This is a genomic window from Cyclonatronum proteinivorum (assembly GCF_003353065.1).
Lineage (GTDB): Bacteria > Bacteroidota > Rhodothermia > Balneolales > Cyclonatronaceae > Cyclonatronum > Cyclonatronum proteinivorum.
In genome coordinates, this window is sequence record NZ_CP027806.1 from 1,025,001 (window position 1) to 1,043,483 (window position 18,483).

General features: G+C 47.0%; 28 protein-coding genes (1 of these 28 cut by a window edge). 27 read left to right on the top strand and 1 reads right to left on the bottom strand.

Features of this window, described 5'->3' with window-relative positions:
* On the top strand, positions 1-595 hold the final stretch of the coding sequence (typA, locus tag CYPRO_RS03975; protein WP_114983383.1) for a translational GTPase TypA. The gene continues 1,223 nt to the left of window position 1, outside the view; the window shows 595 of its 1,818 coding nt (coding positions 1,224-1,818); the start codon falls outside the window, past its left edge; it ends in the stop codon at positions 593-595.
* A gap of 26 nt (positions 596-621) precedes the next feature.
* Here typA and recG read toward each other — a convergent pair whose 3' ends face one another.
* Positions 622-2,673, bottom strand: coding sequence for an ATP-dependent DNA helicase RecG (gene recG / locus CYPRO_RS03980; RefSeq protein ID WP_114983384.1), 2,052 nt, complete (start codon positions 2,671-2,673; stop codon positions 622-624).
* A 197-nt stretch (positions 2,674-2,870) separates the two neighbouring features.
* Here recG and rpsL point away from each other — a divergent pair, with 197 nt between their 5' ends.
* From rpsL to map, 26 genes are read left to right on the top strand one after another with little or no spacing between them, the layout of a single operon-like run.
* Positions 2,871-3,257, top strand: coding sequence for a 30S ribosomal protein S12 (gene rpsL, locus CYPRO_RS03985; protein ID WP_114983385.1), 387 nt, complete (start codon positions 2,871-2,873; stop codon positions 3,255-3,257).
* A gap of 32 nt (positions 3,258-3,289) precedes the next feature.
* Positions 3,290-3,757: a 30S ribosomal protein S7 gene (rpsG, locus tag CYPRO_RS03990; RefSeq protein ID WP_114983386.1), complete on the top strand. Its 468-nt coding sequence runs from the start codon at positions 3,290-3,292 to the stop codon at positions 3,755-3,757.
* 23 nt (positions 3,758-3,780) lie between these two features.
* Positions 3,781-5,862 (top strand): elongation factor G, encoded by a 2,082-nt coding sequence (gene fusA / locus CYPRO_RS03995; protein ID WP_114983387.1) that lies wholly within the window; start codon positions 3,781-3,783, stop codon positions 5,860-5,862.
* A 23-nt stretch (positions 5,863-5,885) separates the two neighbouring features.
* Entirely contained in the window at positions 5,886-7,073 is a 1,188-nt protein-coding gene (gene tuf / locus CYPRO_RS04000) for an elongation factor Tu (protein ID WP_114983388.1), read from the top strand.
* A gap of 14 nt (positions 7,074-7,087) precedes the next feature.
* Entirely contained in the window at positions 7,088-7,399 is a 312-nt protein-coding gene (gene rpsJ / locus CYPRO_RS04005) for a 30S ribosomal protein S10 (protein ID WP_114983389.1), read from the top strand.
* A 21-nt stretch (positions 7,400-7,420) separates the two neighbouring features.
* The gene (gene rplC / locus CYPRO_RS04010; RefSeq protein WP_114983390.1) at positions 7,421-8,047 is read left to right on the top strand and encodes a 50S ribosomal protein L3; all 627 of its coding nucleotides are present in this window, start codon (positions 7,421-7,423) and stop codon (positions 8,045-8,047) included.
* Positions 8,048-8,067: 20 nt separating this feature from the next.
* Complete coding sequence (gene rplD / locus CYPRO_RS04015; protein WP_114983391.1) at positions 8,068-8,715, top strand: 50S ribosomal protein L4; 648 nt, start codon at positions 8,068-8,070, stop codon at positions 8,713-8,715.
* A complete protein-coding gene (rplW, locus tag CYPRO_RS04020) occupies positions 8,712-9,008 on the top strand; it encodes a 50S ribosomal protein L23 (protein WP_114983392.1) in 297 nt (98 codons plus the stop codon). Before rplD ends, rplW begins: the two co-directional genes overlap by 4 nt.
* A 13-nt stretch (positions 9,009-9,021) precedes the next feature.
* Entirely contained in the window at positions 9,022-9,852 is an 831-nt protein-coding gene (gene rplB, locus CYPRO_RS04025; protein ID WP_114983393.1) for a 50S ribosomal protein L2, read from the top strand.
* Between the two features lie 6 nt (positions 9,853-9,858).
* Positions 9,859-10,137, top strand: a complete 279-nt coding sequence (gene rpsS / locus CYPRO_RS04030; RefSeq protein ID WP_114983394.1) for a 30S ribosomal protein S19 — start codon at positions 9,859-9,861, stop codon at positions 10,135-10,137.
* A gap of 5 nt (positions 10,138-10,142) precedes the next feature.
* Complete coding sequence (gene rplV / locus CYPRO_RS04035) at positions 10,143-10,526, top strand: 50S ribosomal protein L22 (protein ID WP_114983395.1); 384 nt, start codon at positions 10,143-10,145, stop codon at positions 10,524-10,526.
* Positions 10,527-10,529: 3 nt separating this feature from the next.
* Positions 10,530-11,303, top strand: coding sequence for a 30S ribosomal protein S3 (gene rpsC / locus CYPRO_RS04040; RefSeq protein WP_114983396.1), 774 nt, complete (start codon positions 10,530-10,532; stop codon positions 11,301-11,303).
* Positions 11,304-11,333: 30 nt separating this feature from the next.
* Positions 11,334-11,756 carry a 50S ribosomal protein L16 gene (rplP, locus tag CYPRO_RS04045; RefSeq protein ID WP_114983397.1) on the top strand — a complete coding sequence of 141 codons (423 nt, stop codon included), beginning with the start codon at positions 11,334-11,336 and terminating at the stop codon, positions 11,754-11,756.
* Between the two features lie 21 nt (positions 11,757-11,777).
* Positions 11,778-11,975 carry a 50S ribosomal protein L29 gene (gene rpmC, locus CYPRO_RS04050; protein WP_114983398.1) on the top strand — a complete coding sequence of 66 codons (198 nt, stop codon included), beginning with the start codon at positions 11,778-11,780 and terminating at the stop codon, positions 11,973-11,975.
* 27 nt (positions 11,976-12,002) lie between these two features.
* Positions 12,003-12,269 carry a 30S ribosomal protein S17 gene (rpsQ, locus tag CYPRO_RS04055; RefSeq protein ID WP_114983399.1) on the top strand — a complete coding sequence of 89 codons (267 nt, stop codon included), beginning with the start codon at positions 12,003-12,005 and terminating at the stop codon, positions 12,267-12,269.
* A 29-nt stretch (positions 12,270-12,298) separates the two neighbouring features.
* Positions 12,299-12,667 (top strand): 50S ribosomal protein L14, encoded by a 369-nt coding sequence (gene rplN / locus CYPRO_RS04060; RefSeq protein ID WP_114983400.1) that lies wholly within the window; start codon positions 12,299-12,301, stop codon positions 12,665-12,667.
* 18 nt (positions 12,668-12,685) lie between these two features.
* The gene (gene rplX / locus CYPRO_RS04065) at positions 12,686-13,036 is read left to right on the top strand and encodes a 50S ribosomal protein L24 (protein WP_114983401.1); all 351 of its coding nucleotides are present in this window, start codon (positions 12,686-12,688) and stop codon (positions 13,034-13,036) included.
* 14 nt (positions 13,037-13,050) lie between these two features.
* Complete coding sequence (rplE, locus tag CYPRO_RS04070) at positions 13,051-13,608, top strand: 50S ribosomal protein L5 (RefSeq protein WP_114983402.1); 558 nt, start codon at positions 13,051-13,053, stop codon at positions 13,606-13,608.
* Positions 13,609-13,621: 13 nt separating this feature from the next.
* Positions 13,622-13,891, top strand: a complete 270-nt coding sequence (gene rpsN / locus CYPRO_RS04075) for a 30S ribosomal protein S14 (protein WP_114983403.1) — start codon at positions 13,622-13,624, stop codon at positions 13,889-13,891.
* 33 nt (positions 13,892-13,924) lie between these two features.
* The gene (gene rpsH / locus CYPRO_RS04080; protein ID WP_114983404.1) at positions 13,925-14,317 is read left to right on the top strand and encodes a 30S ribosomal protein S8; all 393 of its coding nucleotides are present in this window, start codon (positions 13,925-13,927) and stop codon (positions 14,315-14,317) included.
* Positions 14,318-14,332: 15 nt separating this feature from the next.
* Positions 14,333-14,884, top strand: coding sequence for a 50S ribosomal protein L6 (gene rplF, locus CYPRO_RS04085; RefSeq protein ID WP_114983405.1), 552 nt, complete (start codon positions 14,333-14,335; stop codon positions 14,882-14,884).
* A gap of 12 nt (positions 14,885-14,896) precedes the next feature.
* Positions 14,897-15,259 (top strand): 50S ribosomal protein L18, encoded by a 363-nt coding sequence (gene rplR / locus CYPRO_RS04090; protein ID WP_114983406.1) that lies wholly within the window; start codon positions 14,897-14,899, stop codon positions 15,257-15,259.
* Between the two features lie 12 nt (positions 15,260-15,271).
* Positions 15,272-15,799, top strand: coding sequence for a 30S ribosomal protein S5 (rpsE, locus tag CYPRO_RS04095; RefSeq protein WP_114983407.1), 528 nt, complete (start codon positions 15,272-15,274; stop codon positions 15,797-15,799).
* Between the two features lie 28 nt (positions 15,800-15,827).
* Positions 15,828-16,346, top strand: a complete 519-nt coding sequence (gene rplO / locus CYPRO_RS04100) for a 50S ribosomal protein L15 (protein ID WP_114983408.1) — start codon at positions 15,828-15,830, stop codon at positions 16,344-16,346.
* Positions 16,347-16,364: 18 nt separating this feature from the next.
* The gene (gene secY / locus CYPRO_RS04105; protein WP_114983409.1) at positions 16,365-17,675 is read left to right on the top strand and encodes a preprotein translocase subunit SecY; all 1,311 of its coding nucleotides are present in this window, start codon (positions 16,365-16,367) and stop codon (positions 17,673-17,675) included.
* Complete coding sequence (gene map / locus CYPRO_RS04110) at positions 17,675-18,481, top strand: type I methionyl aminopeptidase (protein ID WP_114983410.1); 807 nt, start codon at positions 17,675-17,677, stop codon at positions 18,479-18,481. The genes secY and map overlap by 1 nt, the downstream gene beginning before the upstream one ends.
* The last annotated feature ends 2 nt before the right edge of the window (positions 18,482-18,483 follow it).

Consider the following 18,483-nt stretch of genomic DNA (forward strand, 5'->3'; position numbering starts at 1 on the left):
CCCTGAGGAATATTCAAGTCGGGTCATAGATATTCTTCTTATGCGGAAAGGTATCATGGAGTCTATGTCGCAGGAGCTTGAGAATGTACGACTGGCATTTAAGGTGCCTTCCAGAGGATTGATCGGTTTCAGAAATGACGTGCTTACCGAAACCAAAGGCATGGCTCTGATACATCAGCAATTTTATGATTATGAGCCTCACCGTGGAGAAATGCCGGGCCGTAAAAACGGGTCAATTGTATCCATGGAAAAAGGACAGGTGACCTCCTATGCCCTGGAGGGGCTTCAGGATCGCGGACAGTTTTTTGTAGAAATTGGTGTTGATGTCTATGCCGGTCAGGTGGTAGGTATCAACAACAGATCAGATGATTTGCTTGTGAATGTGGTCAAAAGAAAAAACCTGACCAATCACCGGGCCTCACAAACAGCTGATACTGTACGGATTAATACTCCCCTCAAACTTTCGCTCGAACAGTGTCTTGAATACATCGAGGATGATGAGCTGCTGGAAGTGACGCCTAAAAGTTTGCGCGTTCGCAAAAAATATCTGGATCACAACGAGCGTAAGCGGCAGAAATCCGCTGCAAATGTGTGATGAAGCCATAGAAAATTTTTTGAACCTCACATCATTTCAAAAAACTTTCTTCTTTCATTAAGGTATTTTTCAAAATAAAGCCGGAGCGGCTGATGCTCCGGCTTTTCTAATTTAGGATCATCCTCAAGTAGCAGACTTACTTGCGCAGCGGCTTCAGCAAGGAGCGCTTCATCCTCTACTAAATCAGCAAATTTAAATTCAGGGACGCCGCTCTGGCGTGTGCCGAGGAAATCTCCGGGCCCTCTCAACCGCAAGTCGGCTTCACTAATTAGAAACCCGTCGTTGGTTTCGGTCATTGCACGGAGCCGTTCTTTGCCTGTTTTAGATTGTTTCGGACTCGTAATCAGGATGCAGTAGCTTTGCTTGCTTCCTCTGCCAATGCGTCCCCGGAGCTGATGCAGCTGTGACAAGCCGAAGCGTTCGGCATGTTCTATGACCATAACCGAGGCGTTGGGCACATTGATACCTACTTCAATAACGGTGGTCGAGACAAGGAGGGAAGTTTCTCCCGATTCAAAGCTGCTCATGACGGCTTCCTTTTCATCAGCTTTCATGCGTCCGTGCAGCAAGCCTACAGAGTAGTCGGGAAATCTTTTTCGAATGACTTCGAAACCATCCATTGCATTCTCAAGGTCAAGTGCTTCTGATTCCTCAACCAGAGGATAGACGATGTAAACCTGTCCGCCTTCTTTTAATACGGTGTCAAGAAAGCGATAGACGTCTTCGCGTTTACTGTCTGGTCGTATACCGGTTTTGATGGGCTTTCTTCCTGCAGGAAGTCCCTTAATGACGGAAATATCAAGTTTACCGAAAACGGAAAGGGCCAGGCTTCTCGGAATCGGCGTAGCGGACATGGCAAGGGTGTGGGGTGAGATGGGGTTGTTTGCAAAGCGCGCACGTTGTTCAACGCCAAAGCGATGCTGCTCGTCAACAACGATTAAACCCAGTCGCGGGAGTTCAACGCCCTGCTGAATTAGTGCATGGGTACCTGCAACAATCATAGGATTCCCCTGTGCAGCGGCATCGAGGATATCCCGCTTTTGCCGGCTGGTACGTTTACCCGTAAGCAGGCGAATGTCGACATCGAGCTGGCTTAGGTACTGACAGAGTGTGCGGTAATGCTGTTCGGCAAGAATTTCCGTAGGTGCCATGAACGCCGCCTGATAACCGTTGTCCAGCATCATCAGAATTGCGCCAATAGCTACCACAGTTTTGCCGGATCCGACATCACCCTGAATAAGCCGGTTCATAAGTCTGCCGCTTTCAAAATCCGACCGAATATCTTTAAGTGCTTTGACCTGACCATCGGTTAAATTAAACGGAAGGGCGTCTCTGAAAAAAAGCTTAGTGAGTTCTCCAGGGCCATTAAAACGAAGGAGTGTTTGCTGGCTTTCGGCACGCAATTTTAGCGTATGAACAGCAAGTTCAAACAGGAAGAGCTCTTCAAATTTGAGGTACGTTTTGCCGTTTTGGGCATCTTTGAGATTCTCAGGATTGTGAACGGAGATGTACGCCTGATGCCTGTTTTTCAGTTTGAGGCGCAGCCGTACACTTTCCGGCAAAATGTCAGGTAAGGCTGTAGTCCTGAGCAATTCTGACGCCCACTGCTGGAAAACCTGACTGGTAAGCCAAACTTTTTTGAAAAAGCTGTTGGAGGCATAAACAGGGATGGTTCCGACGGTTTTGGTCGGGTTCGTATTATCCTTAATCTTCTCGAGGTCAGGATGGGCTATGCTGAGCCAGCGTCCGAATCGCTGCACCTTGCCATAAACCGATACTTCGTCACCTGGCTTAAGAAGTTTTTTGAAATAGTTTATGCCCCTAAACCAAACACATTTTAATTCACCGCTGCTGTCTGATATAAAAACTTCAAGCCGTTTATTGTCAGTTCTGATATCCTTCACAGTCCCGATAACGGTAACTTCTTCACCAGCACCACGCAGCAAACCGATAGACGAGACTGCGTTGCGGTCAAGATAACGCCTGGGGACAAAATCAAGCAGGTCCTGATCGGTGTGAAGACCATGCGAATGAAGCGCCTTCAGACGTGGAGCGCTGATGGATAAGGAAAAACTCATTTGATATAATGTAATGTATCAGAGTATCTAATAAATGTGTTTTGAACCGTTGAATTTGAGCCGTATTCGAAGATTAAGGGGGTAAGAGGTATCAAACAGACAAATGAACAGATATTTCATTAGCATGCTATTGCTCAAAGGTTTATATTAGTAGTCTTTGGAATTTTAAAAAAGTTACTCACTAAAATCATTACAGAGTGCCTACAATTCAGCAATTAATTCGTAAGGGTCGCAAGAGCAAGAAGGTAAAGACTACTGCTCCGGCTCTTCAGGCATGTCCGCAGCGCCGCGGAGTTTGTACCCGTGTTTATACCACAACACCCAAGAAGCCAAACTCTGCTTTGCGCAAAGTAGCGCGTGTTCGCTTAACGAACAAAATGGAAGTCACAGCTTACATACCGGGCGAAGGTCATAACCTTCAGGAACACAGTATTGTTCTCATTCGCGGCGGTCGTGTAAAGGATCTTCCTGGTGTTCGCTACCACATTATTCGCGGTGCTCTTGATACGGCAGGTGTAAATGCCCGTAAGCAAGGAAGAAGCCTTTATGGTACAAAGCGTCCGAAAGAAGCCAAAAAAGGTTAATCATTCAGTATTTATAAGACCAAAGCTTAACTATGCGCAGAAAAACAGCAGAGCGGCGTCAGGTTGTAGCTGACCCTCAGTTTAAAGATCAAACGGTAACCCGTTTTGTTAACTGCCTCATGAAAGACGGCAAAAAAAGTGTAGCACGCAGGATTTTGTATCAGGCGTTCGAAATCATTGAAGAAAAAACAGGTAAACCGGGCATCGAAATATTCCGCTCCGCACTGACCAACGCTTCACCTATGATCGAAGTCAAGAGCAGAAGAGTTGGCGGTTCTACTTATCAGGTTCCTGTTGAAGTCCGTCAGGAAAGAAGCACAGCCCTTAGCATGAGATGGATTATTCGTTCGGCGAAAAACCGCAATGACAAGTCCATGGCAGGCAGACTTTCCCGCGAACTTATGGATGCTGCAAACAATGAAGGCGGAGCCGTAAGAAAGCGTGATGAAACACACCGAATGGCCGAAGCAAACAAAGCATTTGCTCATTTCAGATTCTAATTCAATACCACTCTCTATTTACAATGGCACCAAAAGCAATAGACGCCCTTAAAAAGACAAGAAATATTGGCATCATGGCCCACATCGATGCTGGTAAAACTACGACTACGGAGCGTATTCTTTTCTACACAGGTATCTCTCACAAAATTGGTGAGGTACACGAAGGTGATGCTACCATGGACTGGATGGAGCAGGAGCGTGAGCGGGGTATTACCATTACTTCTGCTGCCACAACCTGTTTCTGGAAAGACCACCGGATCAACATTATTGATACGCCCGGACACGTTGACTTCACCATCGAAGTTGAGCGTTCACTTAGGGTACTTGACGGCGCTGTTGCTGTATTTTGTGCTGTAGGTGCTGTTCAGCCACAATCCGAAACAGTATGGCGTCAGGCTAACAAATACAAAGTGCCACGTATGGCATTTGTAAACAAGATGGACCGTACAGGCGCAGACTTCTATAATGTGATTGAGCAAATGAAGAAGCGACTCAAAGCTGTACCGGTACCCCTTCAGATTCCTATTGGTAATGAAAGTGATTTCAAAGGGGTCGTTGACCTTATTGAAATGAAAGGTGTGCTTTGGAATGACGAAACCATGGGTGCTGCCTATGATGTCGTTGATATCCCTGCCGACCTTCAGGCAAAAGCAGAAGAGTACCGCAAAATCATGATCGAATCTATTGCTGATCATGACGAAGAGCTGATGGAAAAATACCTCATGGAAGAGGAAATCAGTGTTGAGGAAATTGAAGCTGCGATCAGAAAAGCAACGCTTTCACTCGATATCAATCCGGTACTCTGCGGAACAGCTTTCAAAAACAAAGGTGTTCAGACGCTTCTCGATGCTGTTGTGAAGTTTATGCCATCACCAATTGACATTGATGCCATCGACGGTGTTGATCCTGCTGATGAATCAGTCAAAATGAAGCGGAAGCCTGACTATGAAGAGCCATTCTCTGCCCTGGCTTTCAAAATTGCAACCGATCCATATGTTGGTAAACTGACCTTCATCCGTGTTTACTCGGGTACACTTGAAGCCGGCTCTTATGTTGTAAATACTTCTACGGGTAAAAAAGAGCGTATTGGTCGTCTGCTAAAAATGCACGCCAACAGTAAAGAAGATATCAAGCAGGTTCGCGCCGGCGATATCTGTGCCGCTGTAGGTATTAAAGAAGTTCGCACAGGTGATACACTTTCCTCAGATGATTCTCCGATTCTTCTGGAGAAGATGATCTTCCCTGAGCCTGTAATTAAGCTAGCTGTTGAACCTAAAACCAAGGCTGACAACGATAAGCTGACCATGGGACTGTCGAAGCTTGCTGAAGAAGATCCGACATTCAAAACAAATGTTGATGATGAAACCGGTCAGACCACTATTGCCGGTATGGGTGAACTTCACCTGGAAATTATTGTTGACCGCCTGAAGCGCGAATTCAAGGTTGAGGCCAACGTTGGTAAGCCTCAGGTATCATACCGTGAAACCATTACCAAGAGCGTTACCCATCGCGAGATCTACAAGAAGCAAACCGGTGGACGCGGTAAATTTGCGGATGTTCAGTTCGAAATCATGCCGCTTGAAGGCAATACCGGCTTCGAGTTTCTAAATGAGGTGACTGGCGGTAACATCCCCCGTGAATACATCAACCCATGTGAAAACGGGTTCAAAGCTGCACTTACCAACGGTATTCAGGCCAACTATCCGGTCGAAGGCGTCAAAGTGAGATTGTTTGACGGCTCCTACCACGATGTGGATTCTGACGCGCTTTCATTCGAAGTGTGTTCAAAACTTGGCTTCCGTGAAGCAGCCCGTAAAGCCGGTCCGATCCTCCTGGAACCGATCATGGCGGTAGAAATCATCACACCTGAAGATTACATGGGTGATATCATGGGTGACCTCAACGGTCGTCGTGGGATGATTGGTGGTATGGAGAACAAAATTGAAGGAACGGTTATCACTGCAGAAGTGCCGCTTTCAGAAATGTTCGGTTACTCTACACACCTGCGCTCTATGTCTCAGGGCCGCGCGGTTTATTCGATGGAATTCAAAAAGTTCGCTCCGGTACCCGATTCCATTGCGAAAACTATACTTGAAGATAAATAAGCACAAATAAATTCATTCAGATCATGGCAAAAGAAACGTTTTCACGCAATAAGCCACACGTTAATATTGGTACGATTGGTCACGTTGACCACGGCAAGACTACGCTTACCGCAGCGATTACCAAAGTGATGTCAGCTACCTACGGCGGTAGCGCCAAAGCTTTCGACGAAATTGACAACGCTCCCGAAGAGCGCGAGCGAGGTATCACCATCGCAACCGCTCACGTAGAGTATGAAACAGGAAACCGTCACTACGCACACGTTGACTGTCCCGGTCACGCTGACTATGTGAAGAACATGGTTACCGGTGCGGCTCAGATGGACGGCGCGATTATCGTAGTTGCTGCCACCGACGGCCCCATGCCACAGACCCGCGAGCACATCCTACTTGCCCGTCAGGTTGGCGTACCTTACCTCGTAGTATTCATGAACAAGGTTGACCTTGTTGATGATGAAGAACTTCTCGAGCTCGTTGAGCTTGAAGTTCGTGAGCTGCTCTCCAGCTACGAATTCCCCGGCGATGACATTCCTGTTATTCAGGGTTCTGCCCTGGGCGCGCTGAACGGCGATGCACAGTGGGAAGCCAAAGTAGTTGAGCTGATGGAAGCTGTTGACACTTACATCCCTGCTCCAGAGCGTGATGTAGACAAGCCGTTCCTGATGCCCGTTGAGGACGTATTCTCTATCACCGGTCGTGGTACTGTAGCTACCGGTCGTATTGAGCGCGGTGTAATCAAACTCAACGAAGAGATTGACATCGTAGGGATCAACGAAGACAAAATGAAGTCAGTCGTTACCGGTATCGAGATGTTCCGCAAGCTTCTGCCCGAAGGACAGGCCGGTGACAATGCAGGTCTTCTGCTGCGTGGTATCAACAAAGATCAGATCGTTCGCGGGATGGTACTTTGTAAGCCCAACAGCGTGAAGCCGCACAAGAAATTCACCTGTGAGGTGTACATCCTGAGCAAAGAGGAAGGCGGTCGTCATACCCCGTTCTTCAAAGGCTACCGTCCGCAGTTCTATTTCCGTACGACCGACGTAACCGGTATCTGCGAGCTTCCTGAAGGCGTAGAGATGGTAATGCCGGGCGACAACGTGAACCTGACTGTTGACCTGATTCAGCCCATTGCTATGGAAGACGGACTTCGTTTCGCGATCCGCGAAGGCGGCCGTACCGTTGGTGCTGGCGTCGTAGCTAAAATTCTTGACTAAAAAGAGGCAGATACGTGGCTACACAACAGAAAATCAGAATAAAGCTGAAATCATACGATCACAATCTGATTGATAAATCAGCTGAGAAGATTATCAAAACCGTGAAGTCAACAGGAGCAGTGGTATCAGGACCGATACCACTGCCAACTGACAAAACGATCTACACGGTAAACCGGTCCGTTTTTGTGGACAAAAAATCGCGTGAGCAGTTTGAATCAAGATCACACAAGCGTCTGATAGATATCCTTTCAACAGGTACACAGACTGTTGACGCTTTGATGAAGCTTGAGCTGCCATCCGGTGTAGATGTAGAAATTAAAGTTTGATAACCTCATAAGATTCAAATCATGAGCGGAATTTTAGGCATAAAGCTGGGGATGACCAGCGTTTTTGACGAAGGCGGAAATCATCTCCCTGTTACAGTTATCGAAGCCGGACCCTGTACCATAACCCAGATTTTCCGGAAGGAAAAAGACGGATACGATGGCGTACAGCTTGCAATGGGTGAGAAAAAAGCTAAAAATGTTTCCAAGGCAATGCAGGGACATTTTGAAAAAGCGAATACTACACCTAAGCGCTATGTACGCGAAATCCGGGATTACATTCCTGAAGGACTTGACTTAGGCGACACCATTAAAGCTGAAGATATTTTCGAAGCCGGAAGCAGAGTCCACGTCGTTGGCACAAGCAAAGGAAAAGGCTTCATGGGTGTTGTTAAGCGTCATGGCTTTAGCGGTGTTGGCGGCAGAACACACGGTCAGCACAACCGGGAAAGAGCACCGGGATCTATTGGTCAGGCCTCAACGCCATCTAAGGTTTTCAAAGGTCTCAAAATGGCGGGTCGTATGGGTAACGAGAGAGTTACCATTAAGGATCTACAAATCGTAAAAGTACTTCCTGAATCAAATCTGATCCTCATTAAAGGCGCAGTACCGGGACCCAAAGGCCGGCTCGTAGAAATTCACAATCCTTGAACGGAAAAGGGTAAACAGAAATGAAATTGAACATTCTCAAAACGGACGGTACTGAAACCGGCCGTTCAGTAGAGCTGCCCGAATCGGTGTTCGCAATTGAGCCCCGTGACACGCTTGTTTACGAAGATGTAAGAGCATACCTCGCACATCAGCGTCAGGGTACAGCTAAAACCAAAGGACGTACAGAAGTGCGTGGCGGTGGTAAGAAAGCGTTCCGTCAGAAAGGTACCGGCGGCGCCCGTCGCGGAACCCTGCGTTCCCCGCTTCTCAAAGGCGGTGGTACAGTTTTCGGTCCACGTCCGCGTACCTACACCATTCGTCTCACCAAAAAGATGAAGGAACTCGCCCGCAAATCAGCGTTCACATACAAAGCTAACGACAATGCCATCATGGTAGTCGAAGACTTCAGCTTTGATACCCCTAAGACATCATCATTGGCAGCAGTGCTGCGTAATCTCAAAGCTGAAGGCCGCAAAGTGCTTCTCCTGACCGGTTCAACAGATGTTAATCTGTACAAGTCAGGCCGTAATATTCCGGGCGTAAATGTTTTGGAAGCTTACAAGCCATCTACCTATGAAATTCTGCATGCAGACTTCGTGCTGTTTACAGAGTCAGGGCTGAACACGCTAACCAATGGCTTTAGCAAGAATGAGGAGGCAGCGGCATGAGTAAAGTATTAATTAAACCTCTGCTCACAGAGAAAATCAACCGCATTCAGGAAACGCAGGGAAAGTACTGTTTCCTCGTGGCCACTGACGCTACCAAGACAGAGATTAAAGCTGAAATCGAAAGGCTTTATCCCGAAGTACAGGTTGCCAAAGTCAGAACGCTGATTACTGCAACCAAGCCTAAAGGTCGTTTTACGAAAAGCGGTTATCTCTCCGGAAGAACTCCGAAACAGAAAAAAGCTTTCATTACCCTGAAAGAAGGCCAGGAAATAGACCTCTTCAGTGAAATTTAATCAGCATTGAATCATGCCTACTAAGAAACTAAAACCAGTAACTCCGGGCACACGACACAGAATCGCGCCTGATTTTAGTGAGATTACTACAAATCAGCCGGAGAAATCTCTTCTTTCGAAGCTGCATTCCAAAGGTGGTCGTAACAATCACGGACGTATCACAACCCGTCATCAGGGTGGTGGTCACAAGCGCCGCTATCGGATTATCGACTTTAAGCGTAATAAGTTTGACGTTCCTGCCAAAGTTGCAACGATAGAGTACGATCCAAACCGTACCGCACGCATTGCATTGCTGCACTATGCTGATGGAGAAAAGCGCTACATCCTTGCCCCGAATAAACTTAAGGTTGGAGATACGGTTATCAGCAGCACTACCACAGTAGTTCCTGAAATCGGTAATGCATACCCCCTTATGAATATGCCGCTGGGTACAACGATTCATAATATCGAAATGCAGCCCGGCAAAGGCGGACAAATTGTTCGCAGCGCAGGTACATCGGCGCAGCTTATTGCGAAATCAGACCGCTATGTCACCATCAAACTTCCTTCAGGTGAAGTAAGAATGATACTCGGCAAGTGCCTTGCAACCGTTGGCACGGTCAGCAACCTTGACCACATGAACGTTACGCTTGGTAAAGCAGGTCGCAGCCGCTGGCTGGGAATCAGACCAACGACACGTGGTGTGGTAATGAACCCTGTTGATCACCCGATGGGTGGTGGTGAAGGCCGTGCATCCGGCGGACACCCGCGTTCACCATGGGGACAAATTGCGAAAGGCTTGAAGACGCGTAATCGTCGTAAGCTTTCATCCAAATTCATTGTAAGAAGACGGAATCAAAAGTAACAGGATATGCCAAGATCATTAAAAAAAGGACCTTTCGTCCACTTTAAACTTCAGAAAAAGGTAGATCAGAGCCTTGAAACAAAGTCCAAAAAGGTTATCAAAACCTGGTCAAGAGGCTCAATGATTACTCCGGATTTCGTAGGAATTACATTCGCGGTTCATAATGGTAAGCAGTTTATTCCGGTTTATGTTACTGAGAATATGGTAGGCCATAAACTGGGTGAGTTTGCTCCTACAAGAACTTTCAAGGGTCACCCGGTTAAGAAAGGTGACAAAAAACGATAAACTCTATGGAACCAACCATTAAATACGAAGCCAAAGCCGTGCAGCGCTACCTGCGCAGAGCACCCCGTAAACTCCGCCTCGTGGCTGACCTGGTAAGGGGGATGAATGTTGAGACAGCTATTAACAAGCTCAAGCATTTGAACAAAGCCGGGGCGATTGAAGTCTCCAAAGTTATTCGTTCTGCCTCTGCCAACCTGCAGGACAGGTTTGAAGATGAGGTTATTGAAATGAGTGACCTCCGGATTAAAACGATTATGGTTGATGAAGGCCCAACCCTAAAGCGGATACAGCCCGCACCTCAGGGGCGTGCGCATCCGATCCGGAAGCGGATGAGCCACATTACAGTGATTGTTGAAAAGAAAGATGAATCAGAAACCACAGAGGAATAAACATTGGGTCAGAAAACACATCCGATAGGTTTAAGACTTGGAATTATTCGTGGCTGGAATTCCAACTGGTACACTGAAAACAGTACAGCAGATAACGTTAAGGAAGATTTCGCACTCCGCACGTATCTCCGCAAACGTCTCTCCAATGCTGGACTTTCCCGTATTATCATCGAGCGTACGCCAAAGCGTGTACTTCTGACACTTCTTACAAGCCGCCCAGGTGTTATTATCGGTAAAGGTGGTGAAGAAGTAGAAAAAATCCGCACGGAGCTCAAGAAGTTTACAGACAAAGATGTGCAGATCAACATCAGCGAGATTAAACGCCCTGAAGTTGATGCCAGCCTTGTAGCACAGAATATTGCACAGCAGCTGGAAGCACGTATCTCATTCCGTCGCGCTATGAAAACAGCTATTGCGTCGGCCATGCGCATGGGTGCCAAAGGCATCAAAGTTAAGTGCAGCGGTCGTCTTGGTGGTGCTGAAATGGCACGTACCGAACAGTATAAAGAAGGCCGTGTGCCGCTCCATACCCTGCGTGCCGAAATCGATTACTACAACCATACTGCGCAGACCATTTACGGCAGTATCGGCGTATCAGTCTGGATTTTCAAAGGGGAGGTGATTGGTGAAGTAGATCTTTCTCCATCCACCATTACGGCCAAGCAGGAAAAATCAGGTCCTGGTTCGAATCGCAGAAACCGCAGAAGCGGAGGCGGAGACCGCCGCAAGCGCGGTGGTGGCGGTGGAGGCAGAGGTCAGCGCCGTACTAAACAATAGTCGCTTTAATCGCATAAACGGATTATTCCAATGTTAGAACCAAAACGAGTTAAAAGAAGACGCGTCCACAAAGGCCGGATTAAAGGAAACACAAGCCGCGGACATCAGATTGCATTTGGTGATTTCGCCATTAAAGCACTTGAGCCAAAGTATATCACAGCCCGTCAGATTGAAGCTTGCCGTGTTGCCATTTCCCGTAAAATGTCCCGGGAAGGTCAGATCTGGATTCGCATATTTCCGGATAAGCCTGTGACAAGCAAGCCGGCTGAAACACGGATGGGTAAAGGTAAAGGTGCTCTTGATCACTTTGTAGCCGTAGTTCATCCCGGAAGAATATTGTTTGAGGTAACTGGTGTGAGCCAAAAGCTGGCCTATGAAGCGCTTCGCCTTGCTCAGTTCAAGCTACCAATTAAAACAAAACTCATCACCCGTAGAGACTACAAAGGTAGTTGATAAAATTCAGGAATTAGACAGATGAAACCACACGAATTACGTGAACTTTCTTTGGATGAACTGCAGGTTAGGGTGAAAGAAAACGAAAGTGCCCTTCAGAAAATGCGTTTTAATAAAGCTGTAGCCGGTCAGGTTGAAAACCCGGCCCGCTTTAAGATGCTTCGCAGGGATACTGCGCGTCTGCTTACCATCATAGCAGAAAAAGAAAATCAAGCCTAAGTATCAGTCCTACATCTTATTTGAATTATGTCAGACAAATTAGAACGCAAAGATAGAAAGCAGCGCATCGGCCGTGTTGTAAGCAACAGTATGAACAAAAGCATTACTGTTGCGGTCGACCGCCAGATTAAGCACCCGATTTACAGCAAGTTCATTACGAAGACCAAAAAGTACATGACGCATGATGAGGAAAATGCGGCGAATCCAGGCGACATTGTTCGCATTATGGAAACACGCCCGCTTTCCAAAAACAAGCGTTGGAGACTTGTTGAAATTATTGAACGAGCCAAATAACTCACATTACTTAGCAAGGACAATAAATCATGGTACAAACGCAAACAATACTTTCGGTTGCTGATAACAGTGGTGCCAAAAAAGTGATGTGCATTAAAGTGCTTGGCGACTCCAAAAGACGCTATGCACGTGTAGGCGACCTCATTACCTGTTCTGTTAAGGCTGCACTGCCTGGCGGAAACGTGAAAAAAGGTGATGTTGTGAAAGCAGTGGTTGTCAGAACCAAAAAAGAATACAGAAGACCGGACGGCAGTTACATCCGGTTCGATGAGAACGCTGCAGTCGTTATCAACAAAGATAATGAACCCGTTGGCACCCGTATTTTCGGCCCGGTAGCACGTGAACTGCGTGAAAATAATTTCATGCGTATCGTATCACTTGCACCCGAAGTACTTTAAAAACACTGGTAAAGAATTATGCCACGCAAATTTAACAAGCAGAAAAAGCTCCATATCAAAAAAGGTGATATGGTTCAGGTCATTTCCGGCGCATCCCGTGGTACCGGAAAAGTGCTGATGGTTAACCCCGATACTGAGCGTGTTGTTGTTGAAGGCATCAACATCAAGGTTAAACACCAAAAGCCTAATCAGCAGTATCAGCAGGGCGGTCGAATCGAGCAGGAAATGCCGATTCACGTGTCAAACGTGCTCCCGCTTGATCCTGTCAGCAATGAGCCTACCCGTATAGGCCGCAAGAAACTTGACGAAAACGGAAAAACGCGCTGGGTAAGGTACTCCAAGCTCAGCGGTGAAGTCCTCGACAAATAGGAATTTCTTATACTATGGCTGAAGCACGACTCTATACCGTTTACAAAAACGAGATTGTTCCCCAACTCATTAAAGAATTCTCACTGCGAAGCATTATGGCAGTTCCTAAAATTGAGAAGATTGTTATTAATGTTGGTGTGGGTGAAGCAATCACTGACCGCAAAAGACTCGACGACGTTGCGGCAAATATTGGCCTTATTACCGGTCAGAAACCGGTACTTACGAAAGCCAGAAAATCCATCTCTAACTTCAAGCTGCGTGAGGAAATGCCCATCGGGTGCAAGGTTACCCTGCGCAGGTCTAAGATGTATGAATTTATTGATCGATTGATTAACTTGGCGCTCCCAAGAACCCGGGACTTTCAGGGTGTGAGCGACAAAGGTTTTGATGGAAGGGGGAACTATACCATGGGTGTGAAAGAGCACGCTATTTTCCCTGAAATTGATACAGATAAGCTTGATCAGATTCACGGTATGAACATCACTTTTGTGACTACCGCTGAGAATGATGAACAAGCTATCAAGCTGCTCAAAGCTTTCGGAATGCCCTTCGTAAAACGCAACAAAAACTGATTTAAACCACGATATGGCTAAAAAATCCTGGATTGCACGTAATGCAAAAAGAATGAAAACGGTAGAAAAGTATGCCGAAAAGCGCAAGGCTCTCAAAGAAGCCGGCGACTACGAAGGCCTGCAAAAACTGCCGCGCAATGCAAGTCCTACACGCGTGCGTAACCGGTGCAGTATTACTGGCCGTGGCCGCGGTTTAATAGGCAAGTACGGTATCTCCCGTATTAAATTCAGAGAAATGGCGCTTAAGGGAGACCTCCCCGGCGTCAAAAAAGCAAGCTGGTAACAGCACCATTTATTCAATATTTAATCACAAATCATGACTGATCCAATAGCAGATTATCTGACGAGAATCAGAAATGCTCAGCGTGCCGGTCACCGTCGCGTTGATATTCCTGCTTCAAAAATGAAGCGGGCCCTTACACAGATTCTCCACGATAAAGGTTACATTCAGAATTATCTGGATATCGATGATAATAAGCAGGGACTCATCCGGGTATTCCTCAAATATGATCATTACGGCACACCCGTAATCAAAAAGATTCAGAGAGTATCAAAACCTGGACTTAGAAAATACTGCTCATCTCAAGATGTGCCGCGTGTACTCAATGGTTTCGGTATAGCTATACTCACAACCTCGCAAGGCGTAATGACCGATAAGGAAGCCCGCAAGCTTGGTGTCGGTGGTGAAATTATCTGCGAAGTTTACTAAAAACAGGATTTTCAAATGTCACGTATAGGAATTTTACCCATACCTGTACCTGAAAAAGTTGAAGTAAAGCTTTCAGGTAACAGCGTCTCCGTTAAAGGAACAAACGGCGAGTTATCAATTGATGTAGATCCCTGCCTTACAATTAAGTTTGAGGATAACACCCTGTCATTGGAGCGTATCAATGACGACAGAACAAGCCGCGCCCGTCATGGATTGTACCGCTCCCTGGTGAACAACATGGTGACCGGTGTGTCTGAGGGATTCAAAAAAATGCTTGAGATTCAGGGCGTTGGTTACCGTGCTTCTTTCAACAACGGTATTCTTGAACTGGCTCTGGGCTACTCGCACTCGTTTTATTTTGTACCTCCCGAAGGTATAAACATCGAAGTTGATACCAAGACCACTAAAAACCCGCGCATCATTGTATCCGGTCCGGATAAAGCGCTTGTGGGTCAGGTATCCGCCAAAATCCGCTCTCTCCGTAAGCCTGAGCCTTACAAAGGCAAAGGTATCCGCTATGTAGGGGAGTTTGTTCGTAAGAAGGCAGGTAAATCGTCAGGTAGATAATAAATCACGATTATGTTTAACAGAAATATCACGAAAAGAGATAGAATTCGCAGACGTGTACGGAGTAAAATTTCCGGCACTGCTGAGCGGCCGCGCCTGTCTGTATTCAAAAGCTCCAAGCATATTTATGCACAACTCATTGATGACAAAGGCGGCGTAACACTTGCCCATTCATCAACCCTGAGTCCGGATCTTAAGGACGCCTTAAACGGTAAGTCTCGTATGGAAAAGGCAAAATTAGTCGGTGAAAAAATAGCCGAGTATGCTAAGAATGAAAATATTGAAACCTGTGTGTACGACAGAAGCGGTTATGCTTATCACGGTATCGTGAAAGCAATTGCTGAAGGTGCACGCGAAGGCGGACTCAAATTTTAAAGTACAGGACTAATGCCAAGATTCAGACGTCGTAATTATAACATTAAAGCCAGTGAGCTTAATCTTGAAGACCGCCTGGTGCACATCAACCGTGTTGCCAAAGTAGTAAAGGGCGGACGCCGTTTCAGCTTCAACTCAATTGTTGTTGTTGGCAACAAAGAAGGGATTGTAGGCAGCGGTATGGGTAAAGCAAACGAAGTATCAGATGCCATTCAAAAAGGTGTTGATGATGCCCGTAAAAACCTTATTCGCGTCCCCATGACCTCAACCGGAACCATTCCGTTCAAAGTTGTTGGTAAATGCGGAGCGGGTGAAGTATTGCTCATCCCGGCTTCCGAAGGTACCGGTGTAATTGCCGGTGGTCCGGTAAAAGCCGTACTTGAGAGTGCAGGTATTACCAATATTCTGAGTAAATCGCTGGGATCTTCCAATCCTCACAACATGGTTAAGGCAACGATTGATGCGCTGCGTCAGCTTGTCGAGCCTTCAGAAATCGCACAGCGTCGCGGAATCCCCCTTTCAAGGGTTTTCGAAGGCTGATAACCTCATTCATAAGGATATCTAACTGATGAAATTACATAGTTTAAAAGCACCGAAACCCAATCTCAAAACCGGCAAGCGTGTCGGTCGTGGGGAAGGTTCCGGTTTAGGACAGCAGTCAGGTCGCGGACACAAAGGTCAGAAGTCGCGCAGCGGTTATTCGTACAAGAGCGGTTTTGAAGGCGGTCAGATGCCCCTTCAGCGCCGTATTCCTAAGTTCGGATTCCACAGCCCGTTCAGAACCGAGTACAAAGCGGTTAATCTTGATACCATTCAGAAGCTTATCGACGAAGGCAAACTGTCTTCACCGATCAGCATTACCGATTTCTATAAAGTCGGTCTGGTAGGAAAGAAAGATCTCGTGAAAGTACTGAGCCGTGGTGAGCTGAAAGCTGCCGTTTCTGTTCAGGCACATGCATTTAGTAAGCCGGCCGCCGCAGCTATTGAAAAAGCAGGTGGTTCTACCGAAATCATTGGTCAAAACGCCGGTAAAGCAGCTGTTGTAAACAGCGAAGAAGCAGGCAGTTCAACCAGCACTGAATCATAAAAACGGCTTCACTATCTGATGAGCTTGATTGAAAACTTTCAAAACATCTTCAAAATTGAAGAACTCAAAAACAGAATCCTGTACACCATAGGTATTCTGTTGATTTTCCGGGTTGGTACCTTCATTACCATGCCGGGTGTTGACGCTGCAACGCTTGCACAGTCTGGTGCAGGTCCGGCAACAGATTTTCTAGGGCTTATTAACCTGTTCGTGGGTGGAGCTTTCGCCCGGGCCGGGGTATTCGCACTGGGAATCATGCCGTACATTACCGCAGCGATTATCATCCAGCTGATGGGAGCTGTTGTACCTTACTTTCAGAAACTTCAGCGCGAAGGGGAAGAAGGCCGCAGGAAAATCAATCAGCTGACCCGTTATGGTACCGTTCTCATCACGCTTATTCAGTCGATCGGTTTCGGGATCAACCTGCTCGCAACCCAGCCTGATGCCATTGTTGTAAGCAGTACGGCATTCATCATCAACTGTATGATTGTACTTACTGCCGGTACTGTATTTGTGATGTGGCTTGGTGAGCGTATCACGGAACGGGGTATCGGTAACGGTATTTCGCTACTTATCATGATTGGTATTATCGCGGCTCTGCCAACCAACTTCATGAACGAGTGGAATACACAGGCCAACGCGATCATCGTATTTGTTGAAGTTGCAGCGCTTGTACTTGTAACCGCTTCTGTTGTACTCCTTACTCAGGGACAGAGAAGAATTCCCGTACAGTATGCCCGCCGCGTTGTGGGCCGTAAAGTGTACGGCGGAACGACACAGTACCTTCCGCTGCGTGTAAATGCTGCCGGTGTAATGCCGATCATCTTTGCACAGTCCATTATGTTCATCCCCAGTACGTTCGGGATGTTCTTTCCGACAAACGAAACGGTTCAGAACCTGACCCGATGGTCAGGTGACTTTACAGGACTAACCTACTCCATTGTATTCTTCCTGATCTGCGTGTTCTTCACCTTCTTCTATACTGCGATTGTGATTAACCCGAAAGAAATGGCGGATACCATGAAACGTCAGGGGGGCTTTATTCCCGGCGTGCGGCCTGGTAAGCAGACTGTTGAGTTTATCGACAATATTCTTACCAAGATCACCTTCCCCGGAGCACTGTTTCTTTCAACCGTTGCGATTCTGCCGGCTATCGTTGCCAACTTCGGCGTAACGCCCGGATTCGCGATGTTCTTCGGCGGTACAAGCCTTCTCATTATCGTAGGGGTAGGACTTGATACGCTGCAGCAGGTTGAAAGCCATCTCATGATGCGTCATTACGACGGATTCATGAAGACGGGCAGGATCAAGGGCAGACGAAGGATGTAATGGTATATCTGAAGAGTGAGTATGAAATAGAGCTGATGCGCAAAAGCGCTCAGCTCGTTTCTAAAACTCATGCGGAAGTAGCAAAGCATATCAAGCCGGGTGTAACAACTGCAAAACTCGACGCAGTAGCAGAAGACTACATTCGGAAAAACAATGGCAGACCGGCGTTTAAAGGATACGGCCCAAGAAAAAACCCGTTTCCGGCAACGCTTTGTATTTCAGTGAACGAGCAGGTTGTACATGGTTTCCCCGGAGACTATGCGCTGCAGGAAGGCGATCTGATATCTGTTGATTGTGGTGTTGAGCTCGACGGGTATTTTGGTGACGTTGCCTATACCTACATTGTGGGCGATTGCACTGATGAAGAAAAAAAACTTCTGATCACCACCGTTGAGTCGCTCTATCTCGGTATAGAGAAAGCGGTTCACGGCAACAAGATCGGAGACATATCCGCAGCAGTTCAGTCACATTGTGAGCAAAGAGGTTACGGTGTCGTTCGTGACCTTGTAGGTCACGGCCTTGGCAAGTCGTTACATGAAGAACCGTCGGTTCCGAATTTTGGCAAGCCGGGCACCGGAAAACGCCTGCGCAGCGGCATGACGCTGGCCATTGAACCCATGATTAACATGGGCACCTGGAAAGTGAAAACACTCCGGGACGGCTGGACAATCGTTACTGCAGACGGCAGCAAATCGGCACACTTTGAGCACGACGTGGTTGTACGGGAAGGCGTTGCTGAAATTCTGTCAACTTTTCAGTATATTGAAGAGATAACCAAAATTCAATTAGACCAACACAATTCCTAAGT

Excerpts from the sequence above, each read along its gene's own strand:
- recG (WP_114983384.1), bottom strand. The coding sequence starts at position 2,673 with ATGAGTTTTTCCTTATCCATCAGCGCTCCACGTCTGAAGGCGCTTCAT.
- rpsG (WP_114983386.1), top strand. The coding sequence starts at position 3,290 with ATGCGCAGAAAAACAGCAGAGCGGCGTCAGGTTGTAGCTGACCCTCAG.
- fusA (WP_114983387.1), top strand. The coding sequence starts at position 3,781 with ATGGCACCAAAAGCAATAGACGCCCTTAAAAAGACAAGAAATATTGGC.
- tuf (WP_114983388.1), top strand. The coding sequence starts at position 5,886 with ATGGCAAAAGAAACGTTTTCACGCAATAAGCCACACGTTAATATTGGT.
- rplC (WP_114983390.1), top strand. The coding sequence starts at position 7,421 with ATGAGCGGAATTTTAGGCATAAAGCTGGGGATGACCAGCGTTTTTGAC.
- rplD (WP_114983391.1), top strand. The coding sequence starts at position 8,068 with ATGAAATTGAACATTCTCAAAACGGACGGTACTGAAACCGGCCGTTCA.
- rplW (WP_114983392.1), top strand. The coding sequence starts at position 8,712 with ATGAGTAAAGTATTAATTAAACCTCTGCTCACAGAGAAAATCAACCGC.
- rplB (WP_114983393.1), top strand. The coding sequence starts at position 9,022 with ATGCCTACTAAGAAACTAAAACCAGTAACTCCGGGCACACGACACAGA.
- rpsS (WP_114983394.1), top strand. The coding sequence starts at position 9,859 with ATGCCAAGATCATTAAAAAAAGGACCTTTCGTCCACTTTAAACTTCAG.
- rplV (WP_114983395.1), top strand. The coding sequence starts at position 10,143 with ATGGAACCAACCATTAAATACGAAGCCAAAGCCGTGCAGCGCTACCTG.
- rplP (WP_114983397.1), top strand. The coding sequence starts at position 11,334 with ATGTTAGAACCAAAACGAGTTAAAAGAAGACGCGTCCACAAAGGCCGG.
- rpmC (WP_114983398.1), top strand. The coding sequence starts at position 11,778 with ATGAAACCACACGAATTACGTGAACTTTCTTTGGATGAACTGCAGGTT.
- rpsQ (WP_114983399.1), top strand. The coding sequence starts at position 12,003 with ATGTCAGACAAATTAGAACGCAAAGATAGAAAGCAGCGCATCGGCCGT.
- rplN (WP_114983400.1), top strand. The coding sequence starts at position 12,299 with ATGGTACAAACGCAAACAATACTTTCGGTTGCTGATAACAGTGGTGCC.
- rplX (WP_114983401.1), top strand. The coding sequence starts at position 12,686 with ATGCCACGCAAATTTAACAAGCAGAAAAAGCTCCATATCAAAAAAGGT.
- rplE (WP_114983402.1), top strand. The coding sequence starts at position 13,051 with ATGGCTGAAGCACGACTCTATACCGTTTACAAAAACGAGATTGTTCCC.
- rpsN (WP_114983403.1), top strand. The coding sequence starts at position 13,622 with ATGGCTAAAAAATCCTGGATTGCACGTAATGCAAAAAGAATGAAAACG.
- rpsH (WP_114983404.1), top strand. The coding sequence starts at position 13,925 with ATGACTGATCCAATAGCAGATTATCTGACGAGAATCAGAAATGCTCAG.
- rplF (WP_114983405.1), top strand. The coding sequence starts at position 14,333 with ATGTCACGTATAGGAATTTTACCCATACCTGTACCTGAAAAAGTTGAA.
- rplR (WP_114983406.1), top strand. The coding sequence starts at position 14,897 with ATGTTTAACAGAAATATCACGAAAAGAGATAGAATTCGCAGACGTGTA.
- rpsE (WP_114983407.1), top strand. The coding sequence starts at position 15,272 with ATGCCAAGATTCAGACGTCGTAATTATAACATTAAAGCCAGTGAGCTT.
- rplO (WP_114983408.1), top strand. The coding sequence starts at position 15,828 with ATGAAATTACATAGTTTAAAAGCACCGAAACCCAATCTCAAAACCGGC.
- secY (WP_114983409.1), top strand. The coding sequence starts at position 16,365 with ATGAGCTTGATTGAAAACTTTCAAAACATCTTCAAAATTGAAGAACTC.
- map (WP_114983410.1), top strand. The coding sequence starts at position 17,675 with ATGGTATATCTGAAGAGTGAGTATGAAATAGAGCTGATGCGCAAAAGC.